At 42.0% G+C, this 26658-nt stretch carries 25 protein-coding genes and 2 tRNA genes; 15 read left to right on the top strand and 12 right to left on the bottom strand.

All coding sequences use genetic code 11. The annotated features are described in order from the left end of the window. Positions 1-98 precede the first annotated feature (98 nt). On the top strand, positions 99-1499 hold the full coding sequence (mgtE, locus tag ACM0OP_RS06575) for a magnesium transporter (protein WP_414527596.1): 1401 nt from the start codon (positions 99-101) through the stop codon (positions 1497-1499). Here the strand turns inward: mgtE and ACM0OP_RS06570 are convergent. Then, positions 1494-1751, bottom strand: a complete 258-nt coding sequence (locus tag ACM0OP_RS06570; RefSeq protein ID WP_414527595.1) for a hypothetical protein — start codon at positions 1749-1751, stop codon at positions 1494-1496. The genes mgtE and ACM0OP_RS06570 overlap by 6 nt on opposite strands. Before the next feature lie 670 nt (positions 1752-2421). Here ACM0OP_RS06570 and ACM0OP_RS06565 point away from each other — a divergent pair. Further along, positions 2422-3093, top strand: coding sequence for a class I SAM-dependent methyltransferase (locus ACM0OP_RS06565; RefSeq protein ID WP_414527594.1), 672 nt, complete (start codon positions 2422-2424; stop codon positions 3091-3093). Between the two features lie 77 nt (positions 3094-3170). Here the strand turns inward: ACM0OP_RS06565 and ACM0OP_RS06560 are convergent, their stop codons facing one another. Then, positions 3171-3905, bottom strand: a complete 735-nt coding sequence (locus ACM0OP_RS06560; protein WP_414527593.1) for a 2-phosphosulfolactate phosphatase family protein — start codon at positions 3903-3905, stop codon at positions 3171-3173. A gap of 279 nt (positions 3906-4184) precedes the next feature. On the opposite strand from ACM0OP_RS06560, the gene ACM0OP_RS06555 reads away from it, so the two are divergent. Beyond that, complete coding sequence (locus ACM0OP_RS06555) at positions 4185-4604, top strand: BlaI/MecI/CopY family transcriptional regulator (RefSeq protein ID WP_414527592.1); 420 nt, start codon at positions 4185-4187, stop codon at positions 4602-4604. 2 nt (positions 4605-4606) lie between these two features. Beyond that, a complete protein-coding gene (locus tag ACM0OP_RS06550; protein WP_414527591.1) occupies positions 4607-5452 on the top strand; it encodes a M56 family metallopeptidase in 846 nt (281 codons plus the stop codon). Between the two features lie 31 nt (positions 5453-5483). Here the strand turns inward: ACM0OP_RS06550 and ACM0OP_RS06545 are convergent, their stop codons facing one another. The 6 genes from ACM0OP_RS06545 to ACM0OP_RS06520 form a co-directional block, all read right to left on the bottom strand. Beyond that, entirely contained in the window at positions 5484-7901 is a 2418-nt protein-coding gene (locus ACM0OP_RS06545) for an nSTAND1 domain-containing NTPase (RefSeq protein ID WP_414527590.1), read from the bottom strand. Between the two features lie 2 nt (positions 7902-7903). Continuing rightward, the gene (locus ACM0OP_RS06540; RefSeq protein WP_414527589.1) at positions 7904-8986 is read right to left on the bottom strand and encodes an AAA-like domain-containing protein; all 1083 of its coding nucleotides are present in this window, start codon (positions 8984-8986) and stop codon (positions 7904-7906) included. A 320-nt stretch (positions 8987-9306) separates the two neighbouring features. Next, positions 9307-9378: transfer RNA gene (locus ACM0OP_RS06535), tRNA-Asn, on the bottom strand. A 146-nt stretch (positions 9379-9524) separates the two neighbouring features. After that, complete coding sequence (locus ACM0OP_RS06530) at positions 9525-10073, bottom strand: NYN domain-containing protein (protein WP_414527588.1); 549 nt, start codon at positions 10071-10073, stop codon at positions 9525-9527. Positions 10074-10291: 218 nt separating this feature from the next. After that, positions 10292-10969, bottom strand: a complete 678-nt coding sequence (locus tag ACM0OP_RS06525) for an ABC transporter ATP-binding protein (protein WP_414527587.1) — start codon at positions 10967-10969, stop codon at positions 10292-10294. Positions 10970-10983: 14 nt separating this feature from the next. Beyond that, entirely contained in the window at positions 10984-11256 is a 273-nt protein-coding gene (locus ACM0OP_RS06520; RefSeq protein ID WP_414527586.1) for a hypothetical protein, read from the bottom strand. A 353-nt stretch (positions 11257-11609) separates the two neighbouring features. Between ACM0OP_RS06520 and psbD the strand changes: the two genes are divergently transcribed. From psbD to ACM0OP_RS06485, 7 genes are all read left to right on the top strand, one after another. Next, positions 11610-12665, top strand: a complete 1056-nt coding sequence (gene psbD, locus ACM0OP_RS06515; RefSeq protein ID WP_414527585.1) for a photosystem II D2 protein (photosystem q(a) protein) — start codon at positions 11610-11612, stop codon at positions 12663-12665. A gap of 631 nt (positions 12666-13296) precedes the next feature. Beyond that, positions 13297-13581 (top strand): 4a-hydroxytetrahydrobiopterin dehydratase, encoded by a 285-nt coding sequence (locus tag ACM0OP_RS06510; protein WP_414527584.1) that lies wholly within the window; start codon positions 13297-13299, stop codon positions 13579-13581. Between the two features lie 371 nt (positions 13582-13952). Then, positions 13953-15695, top strand: a complete 1743-nt coding sequence (locus ACM0OP_RS06505; RefSeq protein WP_414527583.1) for an iron uptake porin — start codon at positions 13953-13955, stop codon at positions 15693-15695. 184 nt (positions 15696-15879) lie between these two features. Next, complete coding sequence (locus tag ACM0OP_RS06500; protein ID WP_414527582.1) at positions 15880-16317, top strand: RrF2 family transcriptional regulator; 438 nt, start codon at positions 15880-15882, stop codon at positions 16315-16317. 51 nt (positions 16318-16368) lie between these two features. After that, a complete protein-coding gene (gene cysK / locus ACM0OP_RS06495) occupies positions 16369-17331 on the top strand; it encodes a cysteine synthase A (protein WP_414527581.1) in 963 nt (320 codons plus the stop codon). A gap of 15 nt (positions 17332-17346) precedes the next feature. Further along, entirely contained in the window at positions 17347-18048 is a 702-nt protein-coding gene (locus ACM0OP_RS06490; protein ID WP_414527580.1) for a J domain-containing protein, read from the top strand. 168 nt (positions 18049-18216) lie between these two features. Then, complete coding sequence (locus ACM0OP_RS06485; RefSeq protein WP_414527579.1) at positions 18217-19083, top strand: 6-carboxytetrahydropterin synthase; 867 nt, start codon at positions 18217-18219, stop codon at positions 19081-19083. A 48-nt stretch (positions 19084-19131) separates the two neighbouring features. Here ACM0OP_RS06485 and ACM0OP_RS06480 read toward each other — a convergent pair whose 3' ends face one another. Beyond that, positions 19132-20046 carry a class I SAM-dependent methyltransferase gene (locus ACM0OP_RS06480; RefSeq protein ID WP_414527578.1) on the bottom strand — a complete coding sequence of 305 codons (915 nt, stop codon included), beginning with the start codon at positions 20044-20046 and terminating at the stop codon, positions 19132-19134. 347 nt (positions 20047-20393) lie between these two features. Between ACM0OP_RS06480 and mscL the strand changes: the two genes are divergently transcribed. Further along, a complete protein-coding gene (gene mscL, locus ACM0OP_RS06475) occupies positions 20394-20828 on the top strand; it encodes a large conductance mechanosensitive channel protein MscL (RefSeq protein WP_414527577.1) in 435 nt (144 codons plus the stop codon). A 2-nt stretch (positions 20829-20830) separates the two neighbouring features. Here mscL and ACM0OP_RS06470 read toward each other — a convergent pair whose 3' ends face one another. Next, the gene (locus ACM0OP_RS06470; protein ID WP_414527576.1) at positions 20831-22507 is read right to left on the bottom strand and encodes a DUF3352 domain-containing protein; all 1677 of its coding nucleotides are present in this window, start codon (positions 22505-22507) and stop codon (positions 20831-20833) included. Positions 22508-23113: 606 nt separating this feature from the next. On the opposite strand from ACM0OP_RS06470, the gene ACM0OP_RS06465 reads away from it, so the two are divergent. Beyond that, positions 23114-23347, top strand: a complete 234-nt coding sequence (locus ACM0OP_RS06465; protein WP_414527575.1) for a DUF3134 domain-containing protein — start codon at positions 23114-23116, stop codon at positions 23345-23347. Between the two features lie 162 nt (positions 23348-23509). Here the strand turns inward: ACM0OP_RS06465 and ACM0OP_RS06460 are convergent, their stop codons facing one another. Beyond that, positions 23510-24910 carry a 1-acyl-sn-glycerol-3-phosphate acyltransferase gene (locus ACM0OP_RS06460; protein ID WP_414527574.1) on the bottom strand — a complete coding sequence of 467 codons (1401 nt, stop codon included), beginning with the start codon at positions 24908-24910 and terminating at the stop codon, positions 23510-23512. 44 nt (positions 24911-24954) lie between these two features. Here ACM0OP_RS06460 and ACM0OP_RS06455 point away from each other — a divergent pair, with 44 nt between their 5' ends. Then, a complete protein-coding gene (locus ACM0OP_RS06455) occupies positions 24955-25590 on the top strand; it encodes a DUF938 domain-containing protein (protein WP_414527573.1) in 636 nt (211 codons plus the stop codon). On the opposite strand, the gene ACM0OP_RS06450 is transcribed toward ACM0OP_RS06455, so the two are convergent. Continuing rightward, a tRNA-Ala gene (locus ACM0OP_RS06450) sits at positions 25591-25663 on the bottom strand. 56 nt (positions 25664-25719) lie between these two features. Here ACM0OP_RS06450 and trhO point away from each other — a divergent pair. Continuing rightward, complete coding sequence (gene trhO / locus ACM0OP_RS06445) at positions 25720-26622, top strand: oxygen-dependent tRNA uridine(34) hydroxylase TrhO (protein ID WP_414527572.1); 903 nt, start codon at positions 25720-25722, stop codon at positions 26620-26622. The last annotated feature ends 36 nt before the right edge of the window (positions 26623-26658 follow it).

Genomic DNA, 26658 nt, shown 5'->3' with positions numbered 1-26658 from the left:
CGCTATAACTGGGTAGTTAATTTTCTCATTCCCAGATTCCCACATTCCCCTAAACTAAAAGCAGCAAACTTATTGAAACAGGCCGAGGAAAGTATATTTTGACTGAAACCAATAATTTTAACCCTAGCACCCAAAATGTTACCCGTAGCGAATTACGAGATTTAGTCAGAAATCAGGTTCAAATGCTGCTAGAAGACGGGAAATTGCAGGAAGCCAAAACTATTCTCGCACCTGTGCAACCTGCGGATATTGCTGAAGCTATTGAAGGATTACCAGAAGCAATGCACGCTTTGGTTTTTCGCTTGCTTCCTAAGACTCAAGCCATCGAGGTTTATGAGTATCTCGATTACAGTGTCCAAGAACACTTAATTGAAGAGCTGAAAAGTCAAGATGTCCGTGACATTGTAGATAAAATGTCCCCAGATGACCGCGCCAGGTTATTTGACGAATTACCGGCAAAAGTTGTCAATCGTTTGCTAGAACAACTCAGCCCCGCAGAACGGGAAGCTACAGCCCAACTTTTGGGTTATAAAGGGGATACGGCTGGGCGGATCATGACCCCAAAGTTAATTTATCTTAAAGAAAATTTCACCGTATCTCAAGCCATAGAGAGGATTCGCAGCCTCGCTAATGTCAGTGAAATCATTTACTACCTTTATGTTACTGATACCGCTAGGCGTTTAACGGGGATTGTATCTTTACGAGAATTGGTAGTATCTCAGCTTGAACAAACTATTGGGGAAATTATGACCCGTGAAGTGGTCTTTGTCCACACAGATACAGACCAAGAAGAAGTTGCGAGATTAATTCAAAGATATGATTTTTTAGCTGTTCCTGTGGTGGATAGAGAACAGCGCCTAGTAGGTATTATTACTGTTGATGATGTGATTGATATTTTACAAAGAGAGACTACTGAGGATATTTACGCATTGGGGGGTGGTGTACAGTCTGATGGTGACAACTATTTTCAGATGAATTTACTGCAAGTAGCCCGTAAGCGGGTGGTGTGGTTGTTTATCTTATTAGTAACTAATACCGTGACTGGCTCGATTATTAAGTCTCAAGAAAACATCTTACAACAAGCTGTGATCCTGACGGCCTTTATTCCTTTGCTGACGGATACTGGTGGTAATGTCGGCTCTCAGTCTTCTACAGTGGTAATTCGCGGTATGAGTACCGATGAAATGAGAGGAATGGGGGTATGGCAAATAATTGGTAGAGAAGGGATTACTGGGGCGTTTTTGGGACTGATGTTAGGTAGTGTCGCCACAGTGTGGGCTTATTTTCTGCAAGGACGCGCGGAGGTAGCATTTACTGTAGGTATTAGTCTGGTAGCTATTTCGATGATTGCTTCTGTCGCAGGTTCAGCACTACCATTTTTATTCCGCGCTTTACGCTTAGACCCAGCCTTAATGTCAGCACCATTTATTACTACAGCAGTTGATGTTTTGGGTGTTTTAATTTACTTTAACTTAGCAAAAAATATTCTAGGATTATAATTCTGAAGCGGTTTCTGGGGCTACAATTTCTCCAGTACCTAATTCCAGGATCATATCCTGATCAGTAATTAATTCATTGAGTTCCTTGACTTGTAAATTCATTTTCTGACAGGAATCTCTGAGTTGGCTGGCGAAAGTATTGATATCATCGCCATACCCACATTGATAAGCAGCAGTTTCTATTCCCTGCTTCGCATTGGCTCTTGCACAATCTACTAATTCTGTGCCTAGCAATGGTTTGGGGGATGTCATAATTCCTAATTTTTATTTGTTACTTTTCTATCACTACTTAGCCTAGCATTTATTTGACATTTAAACATCCATCCAATGGCAGATAAATAATTTATAATTCGTAATGGGCTACGTCCCACTAGGCTAACGTAATTCGTAATTAAATGGGTACAAGCCGGTACAGATTCTAACTAGGAATTATTTTGAGCAGATATATAAGAAGTATCATCGGGATATAAAAATACACCCGGAATTTCTACCAAATTTTTGGTTTTTTGGATAGTTCTGCTGTAAATTAATCAAGGAAAAACAATTGATAAAATAGTAAAAGTAAACCCTGGATAGATAATTCAATCCAAGGTTTAACTTATGCTTTAACTCCCAACTTACACTTTGTAAGTTCAGGCATTTTTACCCCGGATGTAAGCCAAACGTACTCATTGAAGGCAATTGTACGCGACCAACATTTTTATCCTCACACCCGACACACGCTCTTAATCTGACCACTGAAAACAAGTACACAACTCTCTGGGAATATCAGGATTTCTCCTGTTCATCTGCTTTTAAGTTAACTATGAAATTGTGTAAATTTATCATTCTTGAGATGGAAAGAAAAATTAGCTTTTCTCAACCTTAAGACGTAAAATAAAGTAATATTAATCAATAATTAAAATGTAAGTTTCACTGAGTTATGGCAAATCAAACACTGGGAATAGAACCACAATTATATAACTACTTACTCTCAGTATCTTTACGGGAATCAGAAATTTTGGGACAACTGAGGGAAGAAACAATCCAGCATCCAATGGCTAGAATGCAGATTGCACCGGAACAGGGACAATTTATGGCTTTGCTTGTGCAATTAATGGGAGCTAAAAAAACTTTGGAAATAGGTGTATTTACTGGTTATAGTGCTTTAGTTGTTTCTTTAGCTTTACCTCCAGATGGTCGATTAGTAGCCTGTGATGTAAGTGAAGAGTTTACAGCGATCGCCCGTCGTTATTGGCAAAAAGCCGGGGTAGCAGATAAAATTGATTTACATATTGCCCCAGCAATGGATACATTAGATCAGTTACTGGCAGGAGGTGAAGCGGAATCCTTTGACTTTGCCTTTATCGATGCTGATAAAAGTAATTATGATGGTTATTACGAGCGATCGCTACAGTTAGTTCGTCCCGGTGGATTAATTGTGATTGATAATGTTCTCTGGTCAGGTAGAGTGGCAGATAGCGAAGTCCAAGATAATCGCACTACAAAAATTCGCGCCCTGAATGAAAAATTGCACCAAGACCAGCGAATTAATCTCAGTTTAATTCCCATCGCCGATGGTTTAACATTAGCCCAGAAGAAATCATCTCTGTAATGGCAACTTAATAGAATACCCCTCTCCAGATTTTAATCTAGAAAAGGGCATCTTCCAACAGAAACAAAATTTTTTAGCTAGTGACTTTTTAACACCCCCAATTCTTGCTGTATGGGCAAGACATCTAAAATATCGGTTTGAGCGCAATATTTTAAATCTTGGTGTGATTCCAGACGTAACAATCTTTTGCCGTGACTAGCTTGGTGGAATAATCCCAATAAGTCATTCTGCCATTGTGAGTAAAGCGCGATCGCACTAATTACTTCATCATTACCAGCTAATTCATCTGGCGGTAATTTAGACTTCTCTACAAGACTATGAGCGATCGCCCCAGCACAAACTGTATCCTCTAAAGAAAAACTGCCTTCCCAACCGGAACCGACAATCCAGACAGTCTCTGGTTGTTTTTCCAGGAGAAACTGCACCACCGCCGCCCGATTAATCAAAGCAGCAGCCAGTACAGTTGGGGAATCTTGTATCCGTTGTAAGGCGCGAGTGCCATTAGTGGTACTGATAAATAAACGCCGCCCCTCTACTACTTCCCGTGTACAGTCAAGGGGAGAGTTACCTAAGTCAAACTCAGCAACTTTAGCACCGCCGCGTTCGCCAGCTCGGAGTCGTTTTTCCGGAGGCCACGTTTCGCTGACTGCAATCAATTGTTCTAAATCACTAAAGACTTGTACAGCTTCGCCACCAGATGCCAAAACAGTCGCTATAGTGCTAGTAGCTCGCAAAACATCAACTGCGATCGCGCAGTCTGGGGTTTCGTCGATGGGAGTCAATTCCGGAGTGTGGTATATGAATAGCTTCACGCGGTGGATAAACCTGCTCTAAATACTATTGCCGAGATTACATTCTAATGGGTGTCATTCACCATAATCACAGTTAAATTCAGATGATTTCTTATGCTTAGACAAGAGTATTTCTTATATATGATTGCCCAGGTTAAACCAGGGAAGACAAACAACGGTAATCTGAAATAAAGAATATGTCCCAGTAAAAACGGTTTTAATCATCCCAAAGTTGGCAATATATAAACAGAATATTCATCATCTGCTGACCCCAACTCTACAATTCTTTACAAAATCAACATGGCACCTTTACCCGACTACCGCCCCAAACAAATGTCTGTAGGCCCCTTAGAAGCCGAAATCTTGAATATCATCTGGGAACTGGGTTCAGCTACAGTCAAAGATGTACACGATCGCATTCTCTCAGACCCCAACCGGGAACTAGCTTATACTTCTGTAACTACAGTTTTACGTCGTCTGACTGATAAAGGTTGGCTAATCTGCAACAAACAAGGACGGGCATTTTATTGGCAAGCCAAACTCACAAAGCAACAAGCACAGGTAATTAAAGCACATGACAAATTACAGCAATTTCTCGCTGTGGGTAATCCCGATGTAATCGCCGCCTTTGCTGATAGTCTAGATGCAGCCGCTAGTGACCAATTAGAAGCCATCGCCCAACGCATTCAAGCCGCACGCCAAGCCAGGGAGGAACAATAATCATGCATCTGCTGATGATTTTGACTGCTTTAACAGTTGCTTGGAGTTTGAGATGTTCTCTGCATCATTTCCAAGGTAATTGGGATGTCCGGTGGCGGCGATCGCTATTTTTATTTCTATTTCCCCCATTGTTAATTTTCATGACGGCGATCGCAGTCCTCTTCATGGGGCCTCAAGGAAAAATGGGTGGGATGCACACCGGCTGGTGGAGCTATGAACTAGCATTAATTCTCTTAGGATTTTTTGCCATTTTATGCATTACCCTAGCCTTTCAAGGTTGCCAATCTGTAGAATCTGCCCGTAAATCTCCCCTAGTAAATCTTCAGGGTAGACAAGTTAGATTACTCAACACAGACGCGCCCTTTGCGGGTCAAATTGGCTTTTGGCATCCAGAATTAGTAGTTAGCCAAGGATTGCTGCAAACCCTGTCTCCCGACCATGTAGATAGCGTTTTAGCCCATGAACAGGGACATTACCATTACCGGGATACATTTTGGTTTTTCTGGTTAGGTTGGGTACGCGCCTGTACCAGTTGGCTACCCAATACAGACACTTTGTGGGGGGAACTCTTAGCATTGCGAGAATTACGCGCTGACAGTTACGCTGCTTCCCAGGTAGACCCTTTGCTATTAGCCGAGTCATTGCTGATGGTAGTCAGTAATAGCAGTAGCAGTGTATCATCGCAAATCTGCTGTGCTGCTTTAGGGGCTAGTGGCAGCGACAGATTAGAACAGAGAATAGAAGCTTTATTAGCACCACCAGAACCCGCACCAGAAATTAACTCTCAGTTTTGGCATAGCTTTCTGTTAGCATTTCTACCACTATTGACCGTCATATTTCATACTTAAAATCAGATTTAGCCAGCCATGAAGATGAGAATCACTCATCTTCTAGCAACTGTTCTACAAATCTCTGCACCAAAGGGACTTGAAAGGCATTGCCTTCTTGAGTCAAAACTTCTTTGCGTGCAAGTTTTCGCACAACTCCTTTATCTTGCTGTGTAGGAGTTTCGCCTTGAATTACTCGCCGCAGTAAATTTTGATCCCTAACTTCTAAACTTGTCCATAATTCGCGGAAATAATTAACACCTGTCTCAAGCGCTTTGGGAATAATTGCTTGTACGTCCTGTGCAGTGGCTTTGGCTGTATTTGCTTGTCGCTGATTTCTCCTAATATCCCGGTTGAGTAACTCCACCAATTCTGAACATACCAACTGGACGAGATAAGGTTGACAGCGAGTAAGTTGGATAATTTCATCTACAGCAGTTGCTTCATAGATGTTGGGGAAGTCTTCCACAGGCTGTAGAATCAACTCACGGGCTTCGGATTCTTGCAAGAAACTCATCCGCAAGGCGCGGGTGTTAATTAAATAATCACTCCAATAATCATCAAGTTCAGATAGCTGGTGGGAACCACTGAACAGCAAAATCCATTTTTTGTGGTGTTGCAGCAGGTTACGAATAAAATTGAGAGGCGCACGGCTATTTGTTTCTTTCACCACCTCACTCAGTCGCTCATATTCATCAAAACAGAGAAGAAATCGTTTATCAGAATATTTGCCTTCTATTTCTGTTAGCCAAGTTTGCAGCGCAGGAAATGGATCTTCAGCCAGTTGATTGCTATCTGGATGAGGTAATAATAATTTTCGGGGTAATTGCCTTGCAGCTTCGATGATTTGTCTAGCTAAGTTTTTTGCAAAGCCTGTCAATGTTATCGCTGTTGCTGCTCCCTGTACGTCCACGAGCAAAGGTATAATGTTTGCGCCGATTTTGTGGGGTAGATATTTCAGCGCTGAGGTTTTTCCTGTTCTGCGTCCACCATAGAGTAACAATACTGGTGGTGATTCGGAAACTGCCAAAGTTTCGATTTCTCGAAATATATCAATTCTGCCTTTGAAGCGATGCTTGGCTGTTGAGGGGTCTAGGGAATTACCAGCAATATAAACTTGTCGGATTTCTTGTGATTGTTTTGCTGTTTCCTCTAAAGTGCGCTTTGCCGTCTCCAGAATTGTCAGCCAGCGTTGCACAATGCTACCAAAGTTCGTAGCTGTGAAAGTATTTTTACCAAAAGCAAGACTTTGGGAAATTTCTTGTAATGCACTGATGGGAGTAGTGAGTAACTCATACTGACGATAGGGCGAAGTAGCTTCCTGTGATGCCCTGACATCCTTGCTAATATCTAAAAATCGAAGGAAAACCGTGTCAAGTTCTTTTGGTGGTGGTGAAGGAATCCAAGCCAGTTGTTTGGCAATGTCTACAATATCGCTCAACCTTTGACAACGATTGAGACTATCTATAGCAATCTCAGTAATTGCCTTGGCAGCAACTTTTTGCTGATTGGTAGAACTAATCAAATAATTAATAGTCTCACGGGCTGTTGTTGGGTTCTCTTGATAAGCCTCTACAATTATCTGCTCTATAAAAGGCAGAGGCAAAATAATCAGTTGATCAAAGCGAGGTGGTAGATATCGTAAACAATTTACCCGTTTTTCATTGGCAGAAGTGAAAAAGAGCATGAGTGTCCACAGTAATTCTGGTAGCCAGAAGTAAACTCGCAATGCACCCAAAATCCATGCTACACCTGCCGCTACACCTGCCGCTACGCCTGCTGCTACGCCTCCTTGCAGACTCAACATCACGGCCAAAGTCATGCCGAAGATCACGCCTCTTTTCACGCCCAACGCCGCACCCCACACCACACTCCACGCCACGCCGAACACGATACCCAACACCACACCCGATGGGAAACCTACCGCTACGCTTTGCGCTACGCCTCCTGCCACACCCAACGCCACACCTAACGCCACACCATATAAGCCTCCTGCCATACCTAACATCATGCCTAACGCCACACCTAACACCAAGCCTAAGGCCACTTCTGATAAAAATTGAAGTGCTAACAATATGCTCAAGAATGCAATCAGGGAAATAATAATAATTATATTCTTATAGCCACTACGGTCTAAAACCCTCGCTAAAAGCCAAGCTGCCAAAAAAGCACAACTTGTGAACCAGTGAAAAGGCTCACTACTAACCAGAATGTAAACTGGTGCAACTAATAATACAGCCAATATTGGGACTATGGCGGTGAGCCACCAAACCTGCCCAGCATAGCGACGCAATTGAGGATTTGTGGCAAACTCAGCCTTATCAAAGGGGTTATCTTTCGGTTTAAGTCCTGGATGGATATCTCGCAACCAATTTTCCAAGGTAAAAGGCTTGAAGTAAATCCAATACAGTAAGCGTCCACATTCAGCCACATAAGCCCAAAAGCCTGATTTTAGAGAATTGTTGCTCATGGCTACTTTATCCCCAACTGGTCACGGATAAAATCCCAAACTTCATTCCAGTGCAACACACCCACCAAAACCAAAAAAAGCATCAGCAGGATAACTAACCCCATAATCCAGCTAGTGATATCGTCAACAGTTCCACCAATAAATTTGGTTATCTTACCCAAGCGCACTGGCAAATCCCAAACTAACCAGCGCACCTGATGCCACCATCTACGAGAACCTAGATTAGACTTTGGTAAACGGCGCGATTCATCAGCAAAGCGAGTTTTCACCCAATTTTCATCATATCCATGCTGACGCGCCTCACATACCAAACCCCCTGCTATTTGGAGTAAAAAAGGATGACTTCCAGCCAGTTGCTGACTCAGGCGCTGTTCATCCATACTCAAAGCTGGTGCAGCACCACTAACAGTGCTAGCAGGTAGACGTAACAAATCTTTTACCTCTTCTTCTTTAAGTTCACGCAACTTGATTACATGACCCAAATTGAAAAAATCAGAAGTCAACTGCTGCTTTTTGCTGTAAACATCGAGTTTTTGCTGTGAAGCCATGATCAGCATCAAACTACTGCTATCCATCAAAGAGCGCAGATTATTATAAAAATCATCATTAAATTCGTTCTTGTTATCAAGCACCTTCTTAAAATCATCCAAGCAAAGAACTGGTAATATTCCTTGCTGTTTCCATTCTTTGATCGCATCTGAAAAAGCTGCACGGTCAAGGGGTGTAACTCTCAAAGGGTCACTTAAAGCGGGATTTGTCGCCACAGTGGAAAATTTCAACAATTCCCGCGCCACTGCTAAATAAAAATTTTCCTCTTGCTGACATACAGCAGATTGTAGGGAGAGGTAAATGACGACATAACGGCTGGGGTCTTGTACTCGCTGTTCCCAAGTCAAAAAGTAGTGATACAACAAGGACGATTTACCAATTCGCTTGTCACCGACAATATTAATACTTGTCGGCTGAACACCACTCATTCGAGATGCGATCGCGTGTAACTCATCTTTACGACCGACAAACAACCTGGGATCTTCAATCATCCCCGCAGCTACAAAAGGATTCGCAGGTAATGCCCCAGAGGTCATATAAAAGCTATACCCTAATTTTAAGAATTTAAGTGCGATCGCTTAAAAGCATAGCATTATACGCAATTATGCTTCTGTTATTTGGTGTTTAGTGTTATGCCGAAAGTACAAAATTTCCCATATCATCTGAAAAACATCTAGTTTGCAGATTTACATTAGATAAAACTCTTGTGGGGGACGGCAAAGATCACCGCCCATATTATGCTAGTCAAATCTTAGAATCCCGCAGGCGATCGCCCAAAACAAAAGCCTAAAGCTAGATGTTTAACTTCTCTGCTTCAGGCTATAGTGAAACTTATTTTCAAAGGTATTTAACTAAACTCCCCAGGCCGGATTCGAACCAGCGACCAATCGATTAACAGTCGATCGCTCTACCACTGAGCTACTGAGGAACGCTCACAATTAAACATCTTAAGACTAAATATAAGATTTGGCAAGTCTTTTTTAAAACTTTTTTTTGCCGAGGTTGAGTTTGCATAACTTAATAGCCAAAACCCTTTCTGTCGGCTGGTTTCAAACTTTTTAAGTTTAGGATCTACTATAATCCCATGCGTAACTCACTCAGTCGTTGCCGGGCTTTAGCATCAATAGAGTTGGCTAAGAACCTACTTTTGGACTGTTTGCGCTTTTGATATTTATGTCGCATCCGACAAACAGTAGTTTCCACCTCACCACATAATTGCTGCGCCGATAACCATTCAGCACCATAGCCCTGTACCATCAACTGCTGTGCGCGGTCTGAAGTAGCAACAATCACGCGACTAATTAGAGATTGCCCTATTTGATAGCGCAGAGATGCACAGGATTTTTCAATGTAGGTATCTGCCGTTTGCCCAAAATCAGTGTAATAAACTGATAAGAGTTCCGTAATAATTTCTTTATTGCTAGAGGCTTTATGATATTGGGCATCAAAAATTATTTGCGTATCATAGCCTTGAAATGAGCTGTAACTAGTCATAGCTTCCACCAATTCCCAGCGTGCAGCCTCTAAGCCTGCATGGTCACGGGTTTTTTTCAGGCAAGGCCAAGCGCCAATTATATTGTAGCCGTCTACTAACAAAACGGCTGGAAGTAGCAAACGAGACATGGTTTTGAATCACAGTTATCTAGAGTTAACAAAAATCATTCATAAGTCTTATAGTAATTGAAGTATTGTCTGTAACTCTATGTTACAAATCAGTAAAAAATACAATATATTCAGACAACGTGACTTGTAAAAGCTGCCCCAAATAAAAACGCGCCTGATTCAGACGCGTGGAAATTGTGAGTAATTATTCAGAAAAAGCCATAGAAGAAAATGGGTGTTTAAGAAGCTTCATCATCCATTGTCATCAAACGTTGTTTAAGACGCTGAGGATCACCTTTGTCTATCAAACAACCTTTTTCTAGTAAAAAAGCGCCATCACAGTAATTCAACTCATCTAGACGATGAGTAACCCATAAAGCGGTAATTCCGCGACTTTTAACTAAGCTACGGACACTAGCCACCAAGTCCAATTGACTATCTGGATCGAGTAAAGCTGTGGGTTCATCTAATAGTAAGATTTCACAATGGCGAGCAATTGCACCGGCGATCGCCACCCGTTGTTTTTGTCCCCCACTCAACGCATAGATTGGGCGTAATTGCAAACTAGACAACTTCACCGAACCTAAAGCCTCCTCAACCCTTGTCCTCACCGCAGCAGGTGGTAACTTTTCTTCCACCAGCCCAAAAGCCACGTCAGCACCAACAGTTGGCATTACCAGTTGATGATCAGGATTTTGAAAGACAAAACCAACCGGTTCCATAACCTTAATTTCACCAGACTGAGGAGCTAGTAACCCCGCCAGTAGTCGGAGTAAAGTAGATTTGCCACTGCCATTTGTACCCAAAAGCATCCAGAATTGACCCACAGGTACTTCTAGCGAACAAGATTGAATTGCCTTCGCCCCACTAGGCCAATTAAAATTTAAATCCTTCACCCGAATGCCAACTTCTGACATTATTTCTACCTTACTTATTCAGCAGTGACTGCAAAAAAGCCCGGTGGTCTACCGCTACTGGTAGTCGTACCATCTTTTTGTACAATCTGGACTCCAGAAATTTCGCTAGAACGCACAGCAATTTTCTTTTCTGTCTTACCCTCACACTTAAGTTCCACAATGTCAGGGTTTCCAGAGCGCATTGCTGCCAAAATTAGCTGATAGATAGCTTCAGCATCTTCTGCTGACTTACGTTGTACTGAAACGGGGAAGGCAGTATTTTTGATACTTAAGTCAATGGTAAACATTTAGGATTAGTCAAACAGAACTGTAGGACTCATTTTAACGTTAGCCGATTGGGAATTGGGAATTATAGAGATTAAGGATAAGAGATTAGGAACGAATTTACCCACACTCCCCACACTCCCCACACCTCCCAGGTTACTGAGCGAAGTCGAAGTACACTCCCCACTCCCCACTCCCAAATGAAATTAAATTAAGAATTTAGTGGAAAAATTAACAATTTACCCTTATAATTATGAGAGTCAGTAAAAATTTGTAAACTAGATTGACAATCTGGTAAACTGTCTGTAAAGAGATAAATGTCAAAAGTTTATCTATAAACAGACCTGTACTTATAAACATTTGGAGATTCGTTATTATGACCATCGCAGTTGGACGCGCCCCCAGTAGAGGGTGGTTTGACGTATTAGACGACTGGTTAAAACGCGATCGCTTCGTATTCGTAGGCTGGTCAGGGATATTATTATTCCCCTGCGCCTACCTAGCACTAGGCGGTTGGTTAACCGGTACAACATTCGTCACCTCCTGGTACACCCACGGATTAGCATCATCATATTTAGAAGGAGCTAACTTCTTAACAGTTGCAGTTTCTTCACCAGCAGACAGCATGGGACACTCCCTGTTGTTACTGTGGGGACCAGAAGCTCAAGGCGACCTCACCCGTTGGTTTCAACTAGGTGGATTGTGGCCATTTGTCGCCCTGCATGGAGCCTTTGCATTAATCGGCTTCATGCTGCGTCAATTTGAAATCGCCCGTTTAGTAGGCATTCGTCCTTACAACGCCCTCGCCTTCTCAGCACCCATCGCGGTATTCGTCAGCGTATTTTTGATGTACCCCTTGGGACAATCTAGCTGGTTCTTTGCACCCAGCTTTGGCGTAGCTGCAATCTTCCGTTTTCTGTTATTCCTCCAAGGATTCCACAACTGGACCCTTAACCCCTTCCACATGATGGGTGTAGCAGGTGTACTAGGTGGAGCGCTATTGTGTGCCATTCACGGAGCCACAGTAGAAAATACCTTATTTGAAGACGGTGAAGCATCCAACACCTTCCGCGCCTTCAACCCCACCCAAGCAGAAGAAACCTACTCAATGGTGACAGCAAACCGTTTCTGGTCACAGATTTTCGGGATTGCCTTCTCCAACAAACGTTGGTTACACTTCTTCATGCTATTCGTGCCAGTAACTGGTCTATGGATGGCATCCATTGGGATTGTCGGTTTAGCACTAAACCTGCGGGCTTATGACTTCGTTTCCCAAGAATTACGGGCAGCAGAAGACCCAGAGTTTGAAACTTTCTATACCAAAAACATTTTGCTGAACGAGGGTATCCGCGCTTGGATGGCTCCTAAAGATCAGCCGCATGAACAATTCGTATTCCCAGAGGAAGTTCTACCTCGCGGTAACGCACTTTAAGATTCAAATATCATTCCTGATTTTTGACTCAGCCCTCGCCACAAGGCGGGGGTTTATTCATTTTAATTTTGCCAAGTAAAATTTCTGTGTTATATTGTTCTCAGGTTAATAACCCGGAGCGAGATGCTCTGCCCTTTTGAAACTAAGACCACTTAGGCAACAAGGAGGTGATGCCCATGATAGAAAGTAGTATAAGCATGGGTCATCAGGTTACAGTTAGCCGGCTGTGTGCCGGGGCTGTTCTCTAAAAGTTAGCCTTAATCTCCTAGTGAGATTAAGTTAGCTCAAGTAGCTAGGCTAAAGCTCGGAGTTCCTTCCGGCAGTCTGGTTGTAACCTGAAGACCCGCTACACCGCTCTGATATTAGATCAACCGATCTAAATCAGAGCGGATAGTTTTTTAGGGGCTTGTTATCAGATTGCTTTCTATACAGGGGACAATAGTTTTTGAGTTTTGGCTTTTCCTCCTGCACACCTACTTAGTTCACTCAACAAGAAATTTTGCAGATTCATAGCAGCTAAAGAAAGCAGATGATAGCTAAGTATTTCTCAGCATTTATCGATATTTGGAGAAATTAAACGTTAGCATCATACTATTGCCAGTTTAAAAATATGTAACCAGGAATTTTTGATATGGCGCAACTACTGACTAATACAGAAATTCAAACCCAAGCAAAAAGTTTATCACCAGATTGGACAGTTGAGGGTTCTAACTTACAAATAACCCGGAAATTTAAAGACTTTATCGCCGCCATTGAATTTGTCAATAAACTAGTAGAACCGGCTGAATCTTCCGGACATCATCCAGACATAGAAATTTCCTATAACCAAGTCAAGATTAACCTAACATCACATGATGCAGGTGGATTGACACAAAAAGACTTTGATCTAGCTGCAATAATTTCTCAAATTAGCTAAAGTCTATGAGTGAAAAGCTCTCAAATATGGCTGGATCAGAAACTTAGCGGTAACGGGAACATATAAACTCTCAGTTCGTCTCTATTTTCAGATGATTGTATGTGACGGTCTAATCAGATAGTCGGTGATATGTTGCCATACACTTCAGATGCCCTATAATGGTATGCTAATAAACTTTGTTTTTGCATTAGTTAACTATATAAATTTAATTTTTAACTTTTAAGTTAATTAGTTATTATTTATTAGCTTTGCAAAAACTAAAATTGTAGTAGTTGCCTCAAGAAATCAGTTCAACAGTTTTGAATTATTCCTGAGAGTAAGTACATACAGCAACAACAATTATCTATACAAGGTGTGAGGAAAAAGTGAAGATGTCTAATATCTTGTGGAAATCCCTGGTGGTTAGCCCAGCAATTTTAGGAGCAACATTGTTAGTTTCAGGAACAGCAATTGCAGCTCCTATTACTACCAGTGAAGTTTCGGTAAATGAACAACAAAGCGCTACTGAAGTTGCTCAACAGCCAGAAATTTTTGCTCAAGCCATCAATGACACCAATGTTATTAACCAAGTTAATGGCTACAGCAATGAGGGCAGAGAAAATACCACTCTGCCTCAAGTAACTTCGGTTTCCCAATTTTCTGATGTCCAACCGACAGACTGGGCATTTCAAGCGTTACAGTCTTTGGTTGAACGCTATGGTTGTATTGCTGGTTATCCAGATGCGACTTATCGCGGTAATCGGGCTTTAACCCGTTTTGAATTTGCTGCTGGTTTAAACGCCTGTTTGGATAGAGTTAATGAATTGATCGCCACAGCAACAGCTGATATGGTGAGCAGACAGGATTTAGTTACTTTACAGCGTTTACAAGAAGAATTTTCCGCAGAATTGGCAACTCTTCGCGGTCGCGTAGATTCCTTGGAAGCGCGGACTGCTGAGTTGGAAGCTAATCAGTTCTCCACCACTACCAAGTTGGCTGGTGAAGCGATTTTTGCTGTTACAGATGCTTTTGGTGATACAGCTGGCGATAGAAATAACACTGTTTTCCAAAACAGAGTGCGTTTAGGCTTGCAAAGCAGTTTCACTGGTCGTGACCTTTTAACCACTCGTTTGGTTTCTGGGAATGCAAATCCCCTGGACTTGGGGACTGTTACACCTTTTGGAATAGGTGCGCCTAGTGGTGAAGGTCTACAAACTTTTAATATTGATAACACTGGTGGGAACAATGTTGAAATAGACAGACTGACCTACCAAGCTCCTATCGGACCTGCTCAAGTTTATCTTGCGGCTAACGGTGGTAGACACAGCCATTATGCTGCTGTGAATAACCCTCACTTTGCAGATGGAACTGATGGCGGTAACGGTGCTTTAACTCCCTTTGCTTCCGAAAATCCGATTTATCGGATTGGTGGTGGTGCAGGTGTTGCTTTTACTTTGCCATTAGGTCAAGGTCGCGGTATCTTCAGACCTAGCTCAGTGACTGTTGGTTACTTGGGTTCAGAGGCTAATGATCCTACTCCTGGTCAAGGTATATTCCAGGGTAACTATGCGGCTCTGGGACAGTTGAATTTTAATGTGAGCGATCGCCTGGCTCTAGCGGCCACCTACGTTCACGGTTATCATGGTGCAGGTAGCACTATCTTTGATTCCGGTAACAATAACTCTGCTATTGTCGGTACTTCCATTGCTAACCTGGGAGGTATTGATAGAGGTAATGGTACTCCCAACCCCTTCGCCACTAATTCTTACGGCGTTTCCGCAGCCTTCCGACCTGGTAACAGACTATCAGTCAGTGGCTTTGTCTCTTACACCGATGTGAATGGCTTTGGTGCTAGTGACGCTAGTGAAGTTTGGAGTTACGGTGTTGGTTTAGCTTTACCTGACTTTGGTAGAAGAGGTAATGTTTTGGGTATCTTCGGTGGTGCTGTACCTTATGCACGCGGTATCCAAGATGGTTTCAACAAAGTTCCCTACCAAGTAGAAGGCTTCTACAAGTATCGCGTTTCTGATAACGTCTCCGTTACTCCTGGCGTAATCTGGGTAACAAACCCTGGTCAAAGCAGCGACAACGATGATGCATTTATCGGTACTCTCAGAACAACTTTCACCTTCTAGAGTGTTGTCAATTTAGCAAAAAATTTTCAACTTAAACTTCATTGCACCCCGCTATCATGCGGGGTTTTTTATTGTCAATTACCGCAAACAACAAACCCCAGTGGGGAACCGGAGTATACTAGAAAAGGTTAAGCATGATCACTCTGCTTAATTTTTCCTTGATCCCTTACTAATATTGGTCATTGTGGAACTATCTTGTAAATCTGAATACGCCATTCTCGCCTTAATCGAAATGGCAACTCATTATCAAAATGGTGAACCGATGCAAATTCGCCAAATCGCCGCCCAGCAAAGTATCCCTGACCGCTATTTGGAACAGCTATTAGCAACATTGAGACGGGGAGGCATAGTCAAAAGTCAACGTGGTTCCAAAGGAGGCTATTTTTTGACCAGGGAACCTTGGAAAATTACGGTCTTTGATGTTTTAGAATGTTTGGAAGGCTCAGATATGCGGACTTGTGAAGAAGATGCTAATCACAAAAATATAGATACGTCTGTGATTAACGAAATCTGGCAAGAAGCTCGTGAGGCGGCGAATGTAGTTTTACAGAAATACACAATTCAAGACCTTTGTGATCAAAGAGATTCCCGCAGACAATTGGATATTATGTACTACATTTAATTCCCAGTATCTTTGATTGTTGATTGATAACTAAATAAATCAGGAAAAATTATGAAGATTGCCAGTAACATTACAGAATTAGTTGGTCGTACACCTCTAGTACAGTTGAACCGCATCCCCCAAGCTGAAGGCTGTGTGGCGCAAATACTCGTGAAGTTGGAAAGTATGAACCCTTCGGCATCAGTTAAAGACCGGATTGGGGTGAGTATGATTGATGCCGCAGAGGCAGAAAAATTGATTACTCCAGGGAAAACTGTATTAGTAGAACCGACATCGGGAAACACGGGTATTGCTCTAGCTATGGCGGCAGCAGCTAAGGGTTATCGGTTAATTTTGACTATGCCAGAAACTATGAGCGGAGAACGCCGGGCGATGTTGCGGGCTTATGGGGCAGAATTAGAATTGACACCGGGGATTGAAGGTATGAGTGGGGCAATTCGCCGCGCCCAGGAAATAGTGGACACTACGCCCCATAGTTATATGTTGCAGCAGTTCCGCAATCCTGCTAATGCTAAAGTACATCGGGAAACTACAGCTGAGGAAATCTGGTCAGATACGGATGGCCAGGTAGATATGATTGTGGCAGGTGTGGGTACTGGTGGTACGATTACTGGTGTAGCGGAAATTCTCAAAGCTCGGAAACCGGGCTTTCAAGCGATCGCAGTGGAACCAACTAATAGCCCAGTGTTATCCGGTGGACGACCAGGCCCCCACAAAATTCAAGGGATTGGGGCGGGGTTTGTGCCTCAAGTCCTCAAGGTAGATTTGATTGATGAAGTGATTACTGTCAGTGATGATGAGGCGATCGCTTATGGTCGGCGTTTAGCTAGAGAAGAAGGACTACTATCCGGTATTTCCACTGGTGCAGCCTTATGTGCAGCCATTCGGGTTGCCCAACGTCCAGAAAATGAGGGACGCTTAATAGTGATGATTCAACCCAGCTTTGGCGAACGATATTTAAGTACACCTTTGTTCCAAGACTTGGAAACTAAAGTAGCTGCTAGTATCAGCTAACGTTAAATTAGATCAATGGTCGATTCTCAAAACGTTTCTAACCACTACGAAACTCTCAAAGTTAATGCCAATGCTAGCCAAGCGGAGATTAAACAATCCTATCGCCGCTTGGTAAAGTTGTTTCACCCTGACACCAATCAGGACACAGCAGATAAAGAGCAGATTATTCGCATCAATGCCGCTTATGAGGTCTTAGGAGACAGTCAAAATCGGCTGAGATATGACCAAAAACTGCAAGAAAATTCCCAAAAATTAAATAGTAGTTATCAACAGCGTGCTGCATCGGCTCAAAAACGTTACCAAACCACTAGACAAACCGGACGAGATACTGATCAACAGGTTGAGGAATGGCTACGCTTAGTTTATCAACCAGTCAATGACCTACTTGACTATATTCTCAATTCTTTAGATGACCAAATTGAGGAATTAGCCGCCGATCCTTTTGATGATGAATTATTAGAAGCATTTCAAGAATATTTAAACACCTGTCGAGATGATTTGAAGCAAGCCCAACTGACCTTTCGTTCCCTACCAAATCCCCCTAGTTTAGCGAAAACAGCAGCCTATCTGTACCACAGTCTTAGTCAAGTAGGGGATGGAATTGAAGAGTTAGCTTACTTCCCTTTAAGTTACGATGAGCGTTATTTGCATACAGGACAAGAGTTATTCCGCATTGCTGCGAGATTGCATTATGAGGTACAAGATTCTGTGAGTTGATAGTTAAAACTAAAAGTTAACATTGAGGCTGAGGCAACCACAACTTTCTAAACTAAACCCTATTCGCTGTATTCCATTTACGAATTACAAATTACGAACTACAAATTATAGTTTATGCTGGAAATAGTAAAAGTTTAAGAAATTTTAAGCTCTGTTTACAGAATACTCATGCAATGTATTGTTAATCGTCGCGCTCAGTTTTCGGCTATTCATCGGTATTTTTTACCAGAACTGAGTGAAGCCGAGAATACTGAAAAATTTGGTGCTTGTTCGAGATTTCCCGGACATGGACACAACTATGTTTTATTTATCTCCCTGGCTGGAGAATTAGATAAATATGGCATGGTACTGAATTTGTCTGATGTGAAACACGTGATTAAGCACGAAGTTACCAGCCAACTAGACTTTTCTTACCTCAATGATGTGTGGGCAGAATTTCAAGAAACTTTACCCACGAGTGAGAATATTGCACGGGTGATTTGGCAGCGTTTAGTACCGCATTTACCCTTAGTCCGCGTGCAGTTATTTGAACATCCTGAACTTTGGGCAGATTATATAGGAGACGGAATGGAAGCCTACCTCAGCATTAGTACCCACTTTAGCGCCGCGCATCGGCTAGCTCATCCTCAACTGAGTAATGAAGAAAATTCACAAATTTATGGTAAGTGCGCCCGTCCTCATGGTCACGGTCATAATTATCATTTAGAAGTGACTGTGAAAGGGGAAATTGACCCCCGTACTGGGATGATTGTGGATTTAGGGGCTTTAAATCAGGCGATCGCAGATTATGTGGTGGAACCCTTTGATCACACTTTTTTAAATAAAGATGTTCCTTTCTTTGCGGAAGTTGTCCCCACTGCGGAGAATATCGCACTTTACATTAGTAATTTACTGCGATCGCCTGTTCAGGAATTGGGTGCTACCCTGCACAAAATCAAACTGATCGAAAGTCCCAATAATTCCTGTGAAATCTACTGCACAGAATCAGATACAAAAACTGTGAATGCAGTCAAATCTGAGCCAGTTTTAGTTTAAATCACCTCACCCCTCTCCTAAGCCAGAAGAGGGGAAAAAATCCAGAACTTAGGGACTAACTTGAGCAATTACTGTGCGGTGACGAGGGGTGTTGCTGGTGATAGTGGGCGTTTGAAAACCAGCCTCAACTAAAGTTTGCTCAATATCCAAAGCGAAATATTGATCTAAATAAGGTTCCGTACTTTTGAGCAAAGTCAAAATGTAGGGGGGCATTTTCTGGTAAATTTCCGATTGCGGATTCATGTCCATAATTGCCAAGTGACCGCCAGGACGCAGCACCCGCCGGATTTCTGCAAAAATCTTTCTGGTGGCTGATAGGGGTAATTCGTGGAACATTAAGAAGATAGAGACTAAATCAAAGGATGCATCTGGTAAGCCAGTAGATTCAGCTGGCGCATGAACCCAATTAATTTTAGCTTGACGCTGTTGGGCGCGGTAATTAGCAACAGCTAAAAAGTAAGGGGATAAGTCTAAACCTGTAATCTGAGACTGGGGATAAATTTCTTGCAAGGTAAAGGTACTCAAACCCACACCACAGGCCATGTCTAGGATATGTTGCGGTTGATGGGGAAGAGACTTGGTAAGAATATCGTGGTAACTTTGACGCAGTTTAGCATCGCCTTTTGCTCCTGCATCCGGCCAAATTCCCGCATGGACGGTATTAGCTGCAACTTCCAATTCAAAAGCAGCATCCCAACTGAGGTTGCCATCTTTGTAGGCATGGAATGCTCGGAAGTAGTATTCTGGGTAGGTAAGCTGCGAATTTTGGACTTGAGCTAATTCTTGTGTCCAATCACGCGCCTCTAAGGTTTTGACTTCTTCTGTCCAAGGAACGCCAATTCGTTCAGCGCGTTTAATCATCATTTGTCTAGCTTGATGCTTGGCTAGATTAGCTAAAGGTTTGATGGAGAGGATACCATTGATCAAACTAGAGGCTAAACCAGGAGTTGTTGTTGCAGTCATAGATTTTTGATCTTGTTTGCGTTGAGATCATTATCGCAGGCTAGTCTAGCGCTTCATTTGACTGTGACAAATATTTCAGTTTTTATTCCTGCTTAAGTGGGATGTTCTGTTGATTTCAGATTTGTAATATTCCGATATAGCGTTTCTCTCTTGGGAAAGTCACAGAAACCCCACCCCTAAACCCTCCCCGCAAGGGAGGAACTGGATTTCCGGTTAAATTTTATTTTTAGGGCTGGAAATCCTTTTTGGGTCGGGATATGTGTACACCGTAGGTATGATCAGGAAACGCTACAAGTGAGCCAAATGTGGCGTAAGTGAAAAGTTACCACAATTCTTGAGAGTCAAGTATGGCCAGAGCCAGAAGAAGAGTTAACGGTTTTTTCCGAGATGTTAAAGAATTTGCCCTCCAAGGGAATGTATTGGACTTGGCGATCGCAGTAATTATTGGTGCTGCTTTTGGTAGGATTGTTACTTCCTTTGTTGAGGATGTGATTATGCCATTGATCAATCCTTTAGTTGCTGTCACTGGGGAAGATTGGAGAACTATCACTGTCGGGACAGGAATTAGAATCGGGAGTTTTCTGGGTGCGATCGTTGATTTTCTGATCATTGCCTTGATCGTTTTCTTAGCCGTGCGAGCTTTACAAAAATTCAAAAGACAAGAAGAAGTTGCAGAAGAAACAGCACCGCCAGATCCTAATGTCATCGCTCAGGAAAGACTCACTGGGGCGCTGGATCGGCTGACGGAATCTTTGGAATCTCGTAATACTCAAGTTTTATAGACCTACTGAGCAGTTTTTGGTTTTAATGCTAATAACATCTCTAATTCAGCCGTAAAGTTATCAGGACTGGTGGCGGTGACACCAAAACCATGAATGGCGCTGAGGACTGTGTTGGCTTCAGATGCTAGGGGTTGTCCTGGTGATGCAAAGCTATTGACTAGGGATACAGTTTGTTCTACATCTATATAGAAGTAACCAGCATTGGATTTTGGTAGTGAATCAGTGACAGTTTTGAAGGTGTTGCTACTATCGAGTTTGGGGGTATTATTCGTGGCGATCGCCTCAGCGACGGAACCACCAACTGCTAAAAATAGGGTGTTTTGATTGAGCCAACCATGAGATAATAAAGCCCTTTGTCCGGGTATTTGCCATTCAGTGACATCTTTACCATCGATATTTCTTTGACCAACGTTAATTTGTTGAGTTTTTGCTAGGTTATCAAGTTTGCTTAAAGTGGCTGATGCTGTTTGGCGATCGCTAGTTTCTAATAGTATTGCGCCTCCAACCCCTAAGTTTGCTAATATACCTTGATTTGATGGTATGGTTGCAAAGGCAAATTCTTGATCCATCCAACCAAAAACATCCCGATCTAAGTCAATATTTACAAACTGTAGTTGCCCGCGCAAAAATTGTAATATTTGGTTAAATTGGGGGTCATCTTGGGATTGTGCAACAATAGCCGACCAACTCCGACTGATATTATTACCAGTGATCATCGCCAAAGTATCTACAGGTAATTGACCGATGATAGTTGACGGACTTGGTTCATACTCAAACTTGTTCAACTCTGGGTCTAAATTAGCGATCGCCTTCATCCGCACCCCCTGATCATCAACCCCAACACGCGCCACTATAGATTTTACTTGTTTAAATTGTTGCAGAGTTTGTGGTGGTAATTGACTAGTTTGGGGACTTGCAGTCAGTAATTGTTCAACCATTCCAGCATAGTCTGGTATATACACTTGGGCGAGAATATTTTTCACATCTCCATTAGCAGTGAGCAGCTTATTAGCTCCTTCTTGACTAGCAAAAGATGGCTTTCCTTTAAAAGTTTCAATAGCATTTTTTACAGCATTTTCTTGCGGCGACAATACTAAATGACTATTATTTAAAATAGTGCTATATGTCTGCCTACCATTTTGTGTAACTGCTGTAATTGTTTCACCTTGGTAATTAGATTCTTCAACTTTGATATCTTTTTCAGCTTTTAATTTATTAGCAAAATCCAAAGCTTTCAGCTTATCTCTAATTCCCACCACCATTAAAACACCAGTTTCTGACTGTTGCGTTGTGACAGAATTAGCCTGACTTAATTGTGCAGCTGTAGTAGGATTCGATGGGAGTACAGCCAACATCACACCACCAATCCAAGGCTTTAAATCTTCTTCGTATGAAATATTACCTTCACTTAACAAATCTTGTTTAAAAGTTTGTAATCCTTCTGCTACTATCTTTTGTGCTTCTGGAGTACCAAATTCTTCTAACTTTGCCCAGGCTTGGGAGTCAGTAGTAATGTAAGTAGCCATCATAGCTGTCTCAGGGACTAATTTAGCACTTGCGAGAGCGCCTGAGCTATCTCCAGATGGCCCTTTAAAATATAAATAAGCTGCTACAGTTCCCGCCACAAGTACAGTAGCACCAACCACAGGAATTAATAAATTAGGTTTATTTTCACGCATTATTACTACTCTAATTAGTTGATTTTTTTACTATGTTAACTAATCTTTTTATCTAACAGTTCTTTGAGGATCAGGATAATTTTGACTGCATTTAGTTAGGTGAGGGCTTTTTACCATCCCCAAATCTCACAGTAGGTAATACTTCGGACTTCTATCCCTAATAAATTTGTCCATCATCTTATACCAATTATTTCTGAGGTTGCATATTATTTTGAAACCCTTACACCACAAAAATCCGGTTCCCTCCTCGCCTGCGGGGAGGGTTAGGGAGGGGTTCTTTTTATGCGTCTTTATATGAAATTGGTATTATGCATCTAAAAGATGCTACTTATACGAATAACATGATTTATTCGTAAAGCTGATTTATACTTAAAGTAGTATGGATTGATCATGACTAGGCATAATTGTTTATATTACTTGGATAATATACTTTGTTACATAATACAAGGTTGGATTTACTGAGATTGTAGTCAATGTAAGCCGAAAATGCCAGTTAAAAATTGTAGTTCCCAAAAATGCAATTTGGGCAAGTGAATCAAGGCTATAATGCCTACTATTATTTACTTCTAGCCAATTTAGTTTTAACCCTAAAAGTGAGTTTTTTCTATGCCTAACAGCCCTTTAAGTGAACAACCTCGTAATCAAAGAGCGACTGTAATTCGTACTAGTAATGAATTTGTTTTACTAGAATGGCTGAAGTCAAATGGTCGCCTCATAGAGCGTGAACCCCAAGAATCTCATGGTCTGAGTCAAGTAGAAGAAATCTCTGACATGATTGAGCTTGATGATATTCCTTACGATCATGATGATGATGATTCAGATATCGATTTAGAAGATTAACACAGGTAGCAGCATGGGGTTTTTATCTAAAAACCCTGGGAGTGGGGAGTGGGGAGTAGGGAGTAGGGAGTAAGGAGTAGGAAACAGCTTTTAGAGTTGTTATTCAGAAATCAAATATAAGTCCTATATGTTACCCAGAAACTGGCTATAAACAACAAATGACTAATCAGTAATTAACCCTGACAAAGCTGTTTGTAAGTCTTTTGTTAACTCACTCACACCTTGGCGAATTTGAGAGCGATCGCCTTGACATTTTTGCCAGCGTTCAGTTACAGAAATAGGTTCACCCACAGTAATTTTCGCCCTTCGTAAACCTAAACGTGGTCTTCCAGGGAGAGTCGATTCCTGAATGCGAGATAGCAGATCAAACATTAATAACGCAGTTTCTGCCAACCTTTCCGCCGTGGGTTTCTCCTGGATATAATTAGCACTGACAGCCACAAAACTTTCCACTATTCTCATGTGTTGCATTTTCAAATCTGCTTCTGATGCTACCCAATCGGCTAACCCCCGTTGAAAGGACGGTAAAGTATTAATATCTGCGATATCATCACGGTAAATATAATTCCAGCCAGCTTCTTCTAAACGACGACAACGATCAATAAAATTTCCTTGCGATCGCACAGCAAAATACTCTTCAGCCACCTGCAAAGCACTATCCATTAAATTATGCAATCTAGTAATTAGCAGATCATTGGAGTTAGCAGATTCATCAACTTTGGGAATTTCTTGATGATAAAAACGCCGGTAAAACTCTTCCATTTCACCAATGAAATATTCACCCAGCCGACAAATTCTTTGATGGTAAAATTCTGCTTGGGGATTACTCCGAGAATTAACCGCTTCTAAACCGCTATCAGCTTCTAATTTAGTTAATAACCAATCCAACTTTGACCAAGGCGGATTCACGTAACTATATTGAATACTTACCGGGACAATTAGCACAGACTCAGAACGCTGGGCTTTTTGCAAATCTTCCGCACACCAGAAACCTAATTGCGCTACACCGGGTTCTAAGGGACTGACAACTTCACTATGACCATTATTACCGCCTTCTGGAGCGACGGCGATCGCCATTTCACCATTACTAAATAACTCCCTTGCTGTTTGAATAGCCTTTCTATCTAATCGCCGACCACGCCGAACCGGGACACCGCCAACTCTAGAGAATAACCACCCTAGCCAATTTCCCGCCCATATAGTCATCCCGCGATCGTAAAGAAAATAGCTATGAACAGGTTCTTGGAGTTTAATACCTTCCTGACGCGCAACTTTCGGCAAAATATAAGCAAGTAAATACAGCATACACAGAGGATCTTCTACCTCTGGATGACGAAAAGCAATTAAAAAGCGAATTTTACCAGATTGGAATTGTTGATAAAGATTAGCTAATATCTCCACATTCTCGGCTGAAATATCCACAATACCCGCAGGTAGCCAAGGTCTAGCCCTAAAACGTAGCACAATAGGCAATAACCACCGGAGAATCTGTAGTATAAATGGGTTAAAGTGTGGAGGAATAAAATTCAGTGGTGGTTGGGTAGAATTAATTGATTTAGGCAAGTGACACTCCGAATTATATTTTATGGTAAAAACTAAGAATTAGTATGAATACACCAGAAGATGCGCGGAAATATGCGCCAGCTACGCAACGCAATCGTGAACCTATTTTAGAGGTGCTGTTGCAGGTTTTGCCAGACACTGGTACTGTCTTAGAAGTGGCTAGTGGTAGTGGTGAACACGCTGTATATTTTGCGCCCCGACTTCGCCCCAGACAATGGCTACCTACTGAAGAAAATCCCTTATTATTAGCCAGTATTCAAGCCTGGGCTAAAAAATTTCCCTCAGATAATCTTCATCCCCCCTTAGAACTTGATGCTAGTCTCTCCACTTGGACACTAGAACACAATCAGACACTTGCATCACCCATTACAGCCATAGTTAATATTAATATGATTCATATTTCACCTTGGTCAACTTGTTTGGGACTAATGGCTGGTGCTGGTCGCATATTGTCTCCTGGTGGAATACTATATTTATATGGCCCGTTTAAACAAAACGGAGAACATACAGCACCCAGTAATGCTGATTTTGATCAATATTTAAAAGGTCAAAATCCCGCTTGGGGTGTGCGTAATTTGCAAGATGTCATCGCCGCAGCTAGCAGCCAGCATCTGAACTTAAAAGCCACTTACCAAATGCCAGCTAATAATCTTTCTGTGGTATTTGAACTTGTAAAATAATGGAGATTAGCAGACTCGAACTGCTGACATCCTGCTTGCAAAGCAGGCGCTCTACCAACTGAGCTAAACCCCCATAGGATCAAAACAGCCTTTGCTACTTTATTAAAAAATAATATCATTACTTCAGAAATGACGCAAGAAAATATTCAGGTAGTGGCAACGTTTTATAAGTTTGTCAACCTGCCCGATTTTGCTCAAAAACAAGAACCCCTGTTATCTTACTGCCAATCACAAGGTATCAAAGGGACAATTCTATTGGCGGCAGAAGGGATTAATGGGACTATAGCAGGGTCGCGTCTAGGTATTGACTCTGTTTTGGCATTTTTACGATCTGACGATTGTTTAACAGATTTAGAACACAAAGAATCTTATGCTGAAACACAACCTTTTGAACGAATGAAGGTACGGTTAAAGGCAGAAATTGTCACTATGGGTTTACCGGAAGTTGACCCAAATCAACAGGTGGGGACTTATGTTAGTCCTGAAGAATGGAATGATTTGATTTCTGATCCAGAGGTGATTTTGATTGACACTCGTAATGATTATGAAGTGAATATCGGGACTTTTAAAAAAGCACAAAATCCCCAAACAAAATCATTTCGAGAATTTCCCGAATATGTGAACCACAACCTCAATCCCCATCAACATAAAAAAGTCGCTTTGTTTTGCACTGGGGGTATTCGTTGTGAAAAAGCTTCATCTTTTATGCTTTCCCAAGGCTTTGCCGAAGTCTATCACCTCAAAGGCGGTATTCTCAAATATTTAGAATCAGTACCAACAGAAGAGAGTTTGTGGGAAGGTGAATGTTTTGTATTTGATGACCGAGTAGCTGTCCGTCATGGCTTAGAGTCAGGTAGTCATGACCGGTGCTTTTGTTGTGGACATCCCATTTCTGCTATGGATAAGACTGATCCTAAATATGAGGAAGGTATTTCTTGTCCTCACTGTTTTGATACTCTGACGACAGAAAAAAGAGTCCGTCAGCAGGAGAAGTGGAAGCAATATCAATTATTGCTGGGGAGTAGGGAGTAGGGAGTAGGGAGTAGGGAGTAGGGAGTAGGGAGTAGG

This window comes from Nodularia chucula CCY0103, assembly GCF_963923915.1.
In the GTDB taxonomy this organism is placed as follows: domain Bacteria; phylum Cyanobacteriota; class Cyanobacteriia; order Cyanobacteriales; family Nostocaceae; genus Nodularia; species Nodularia chucula.
This window is presented reverse-complemented; position numbering and strand designations above follow the sequence as displayed.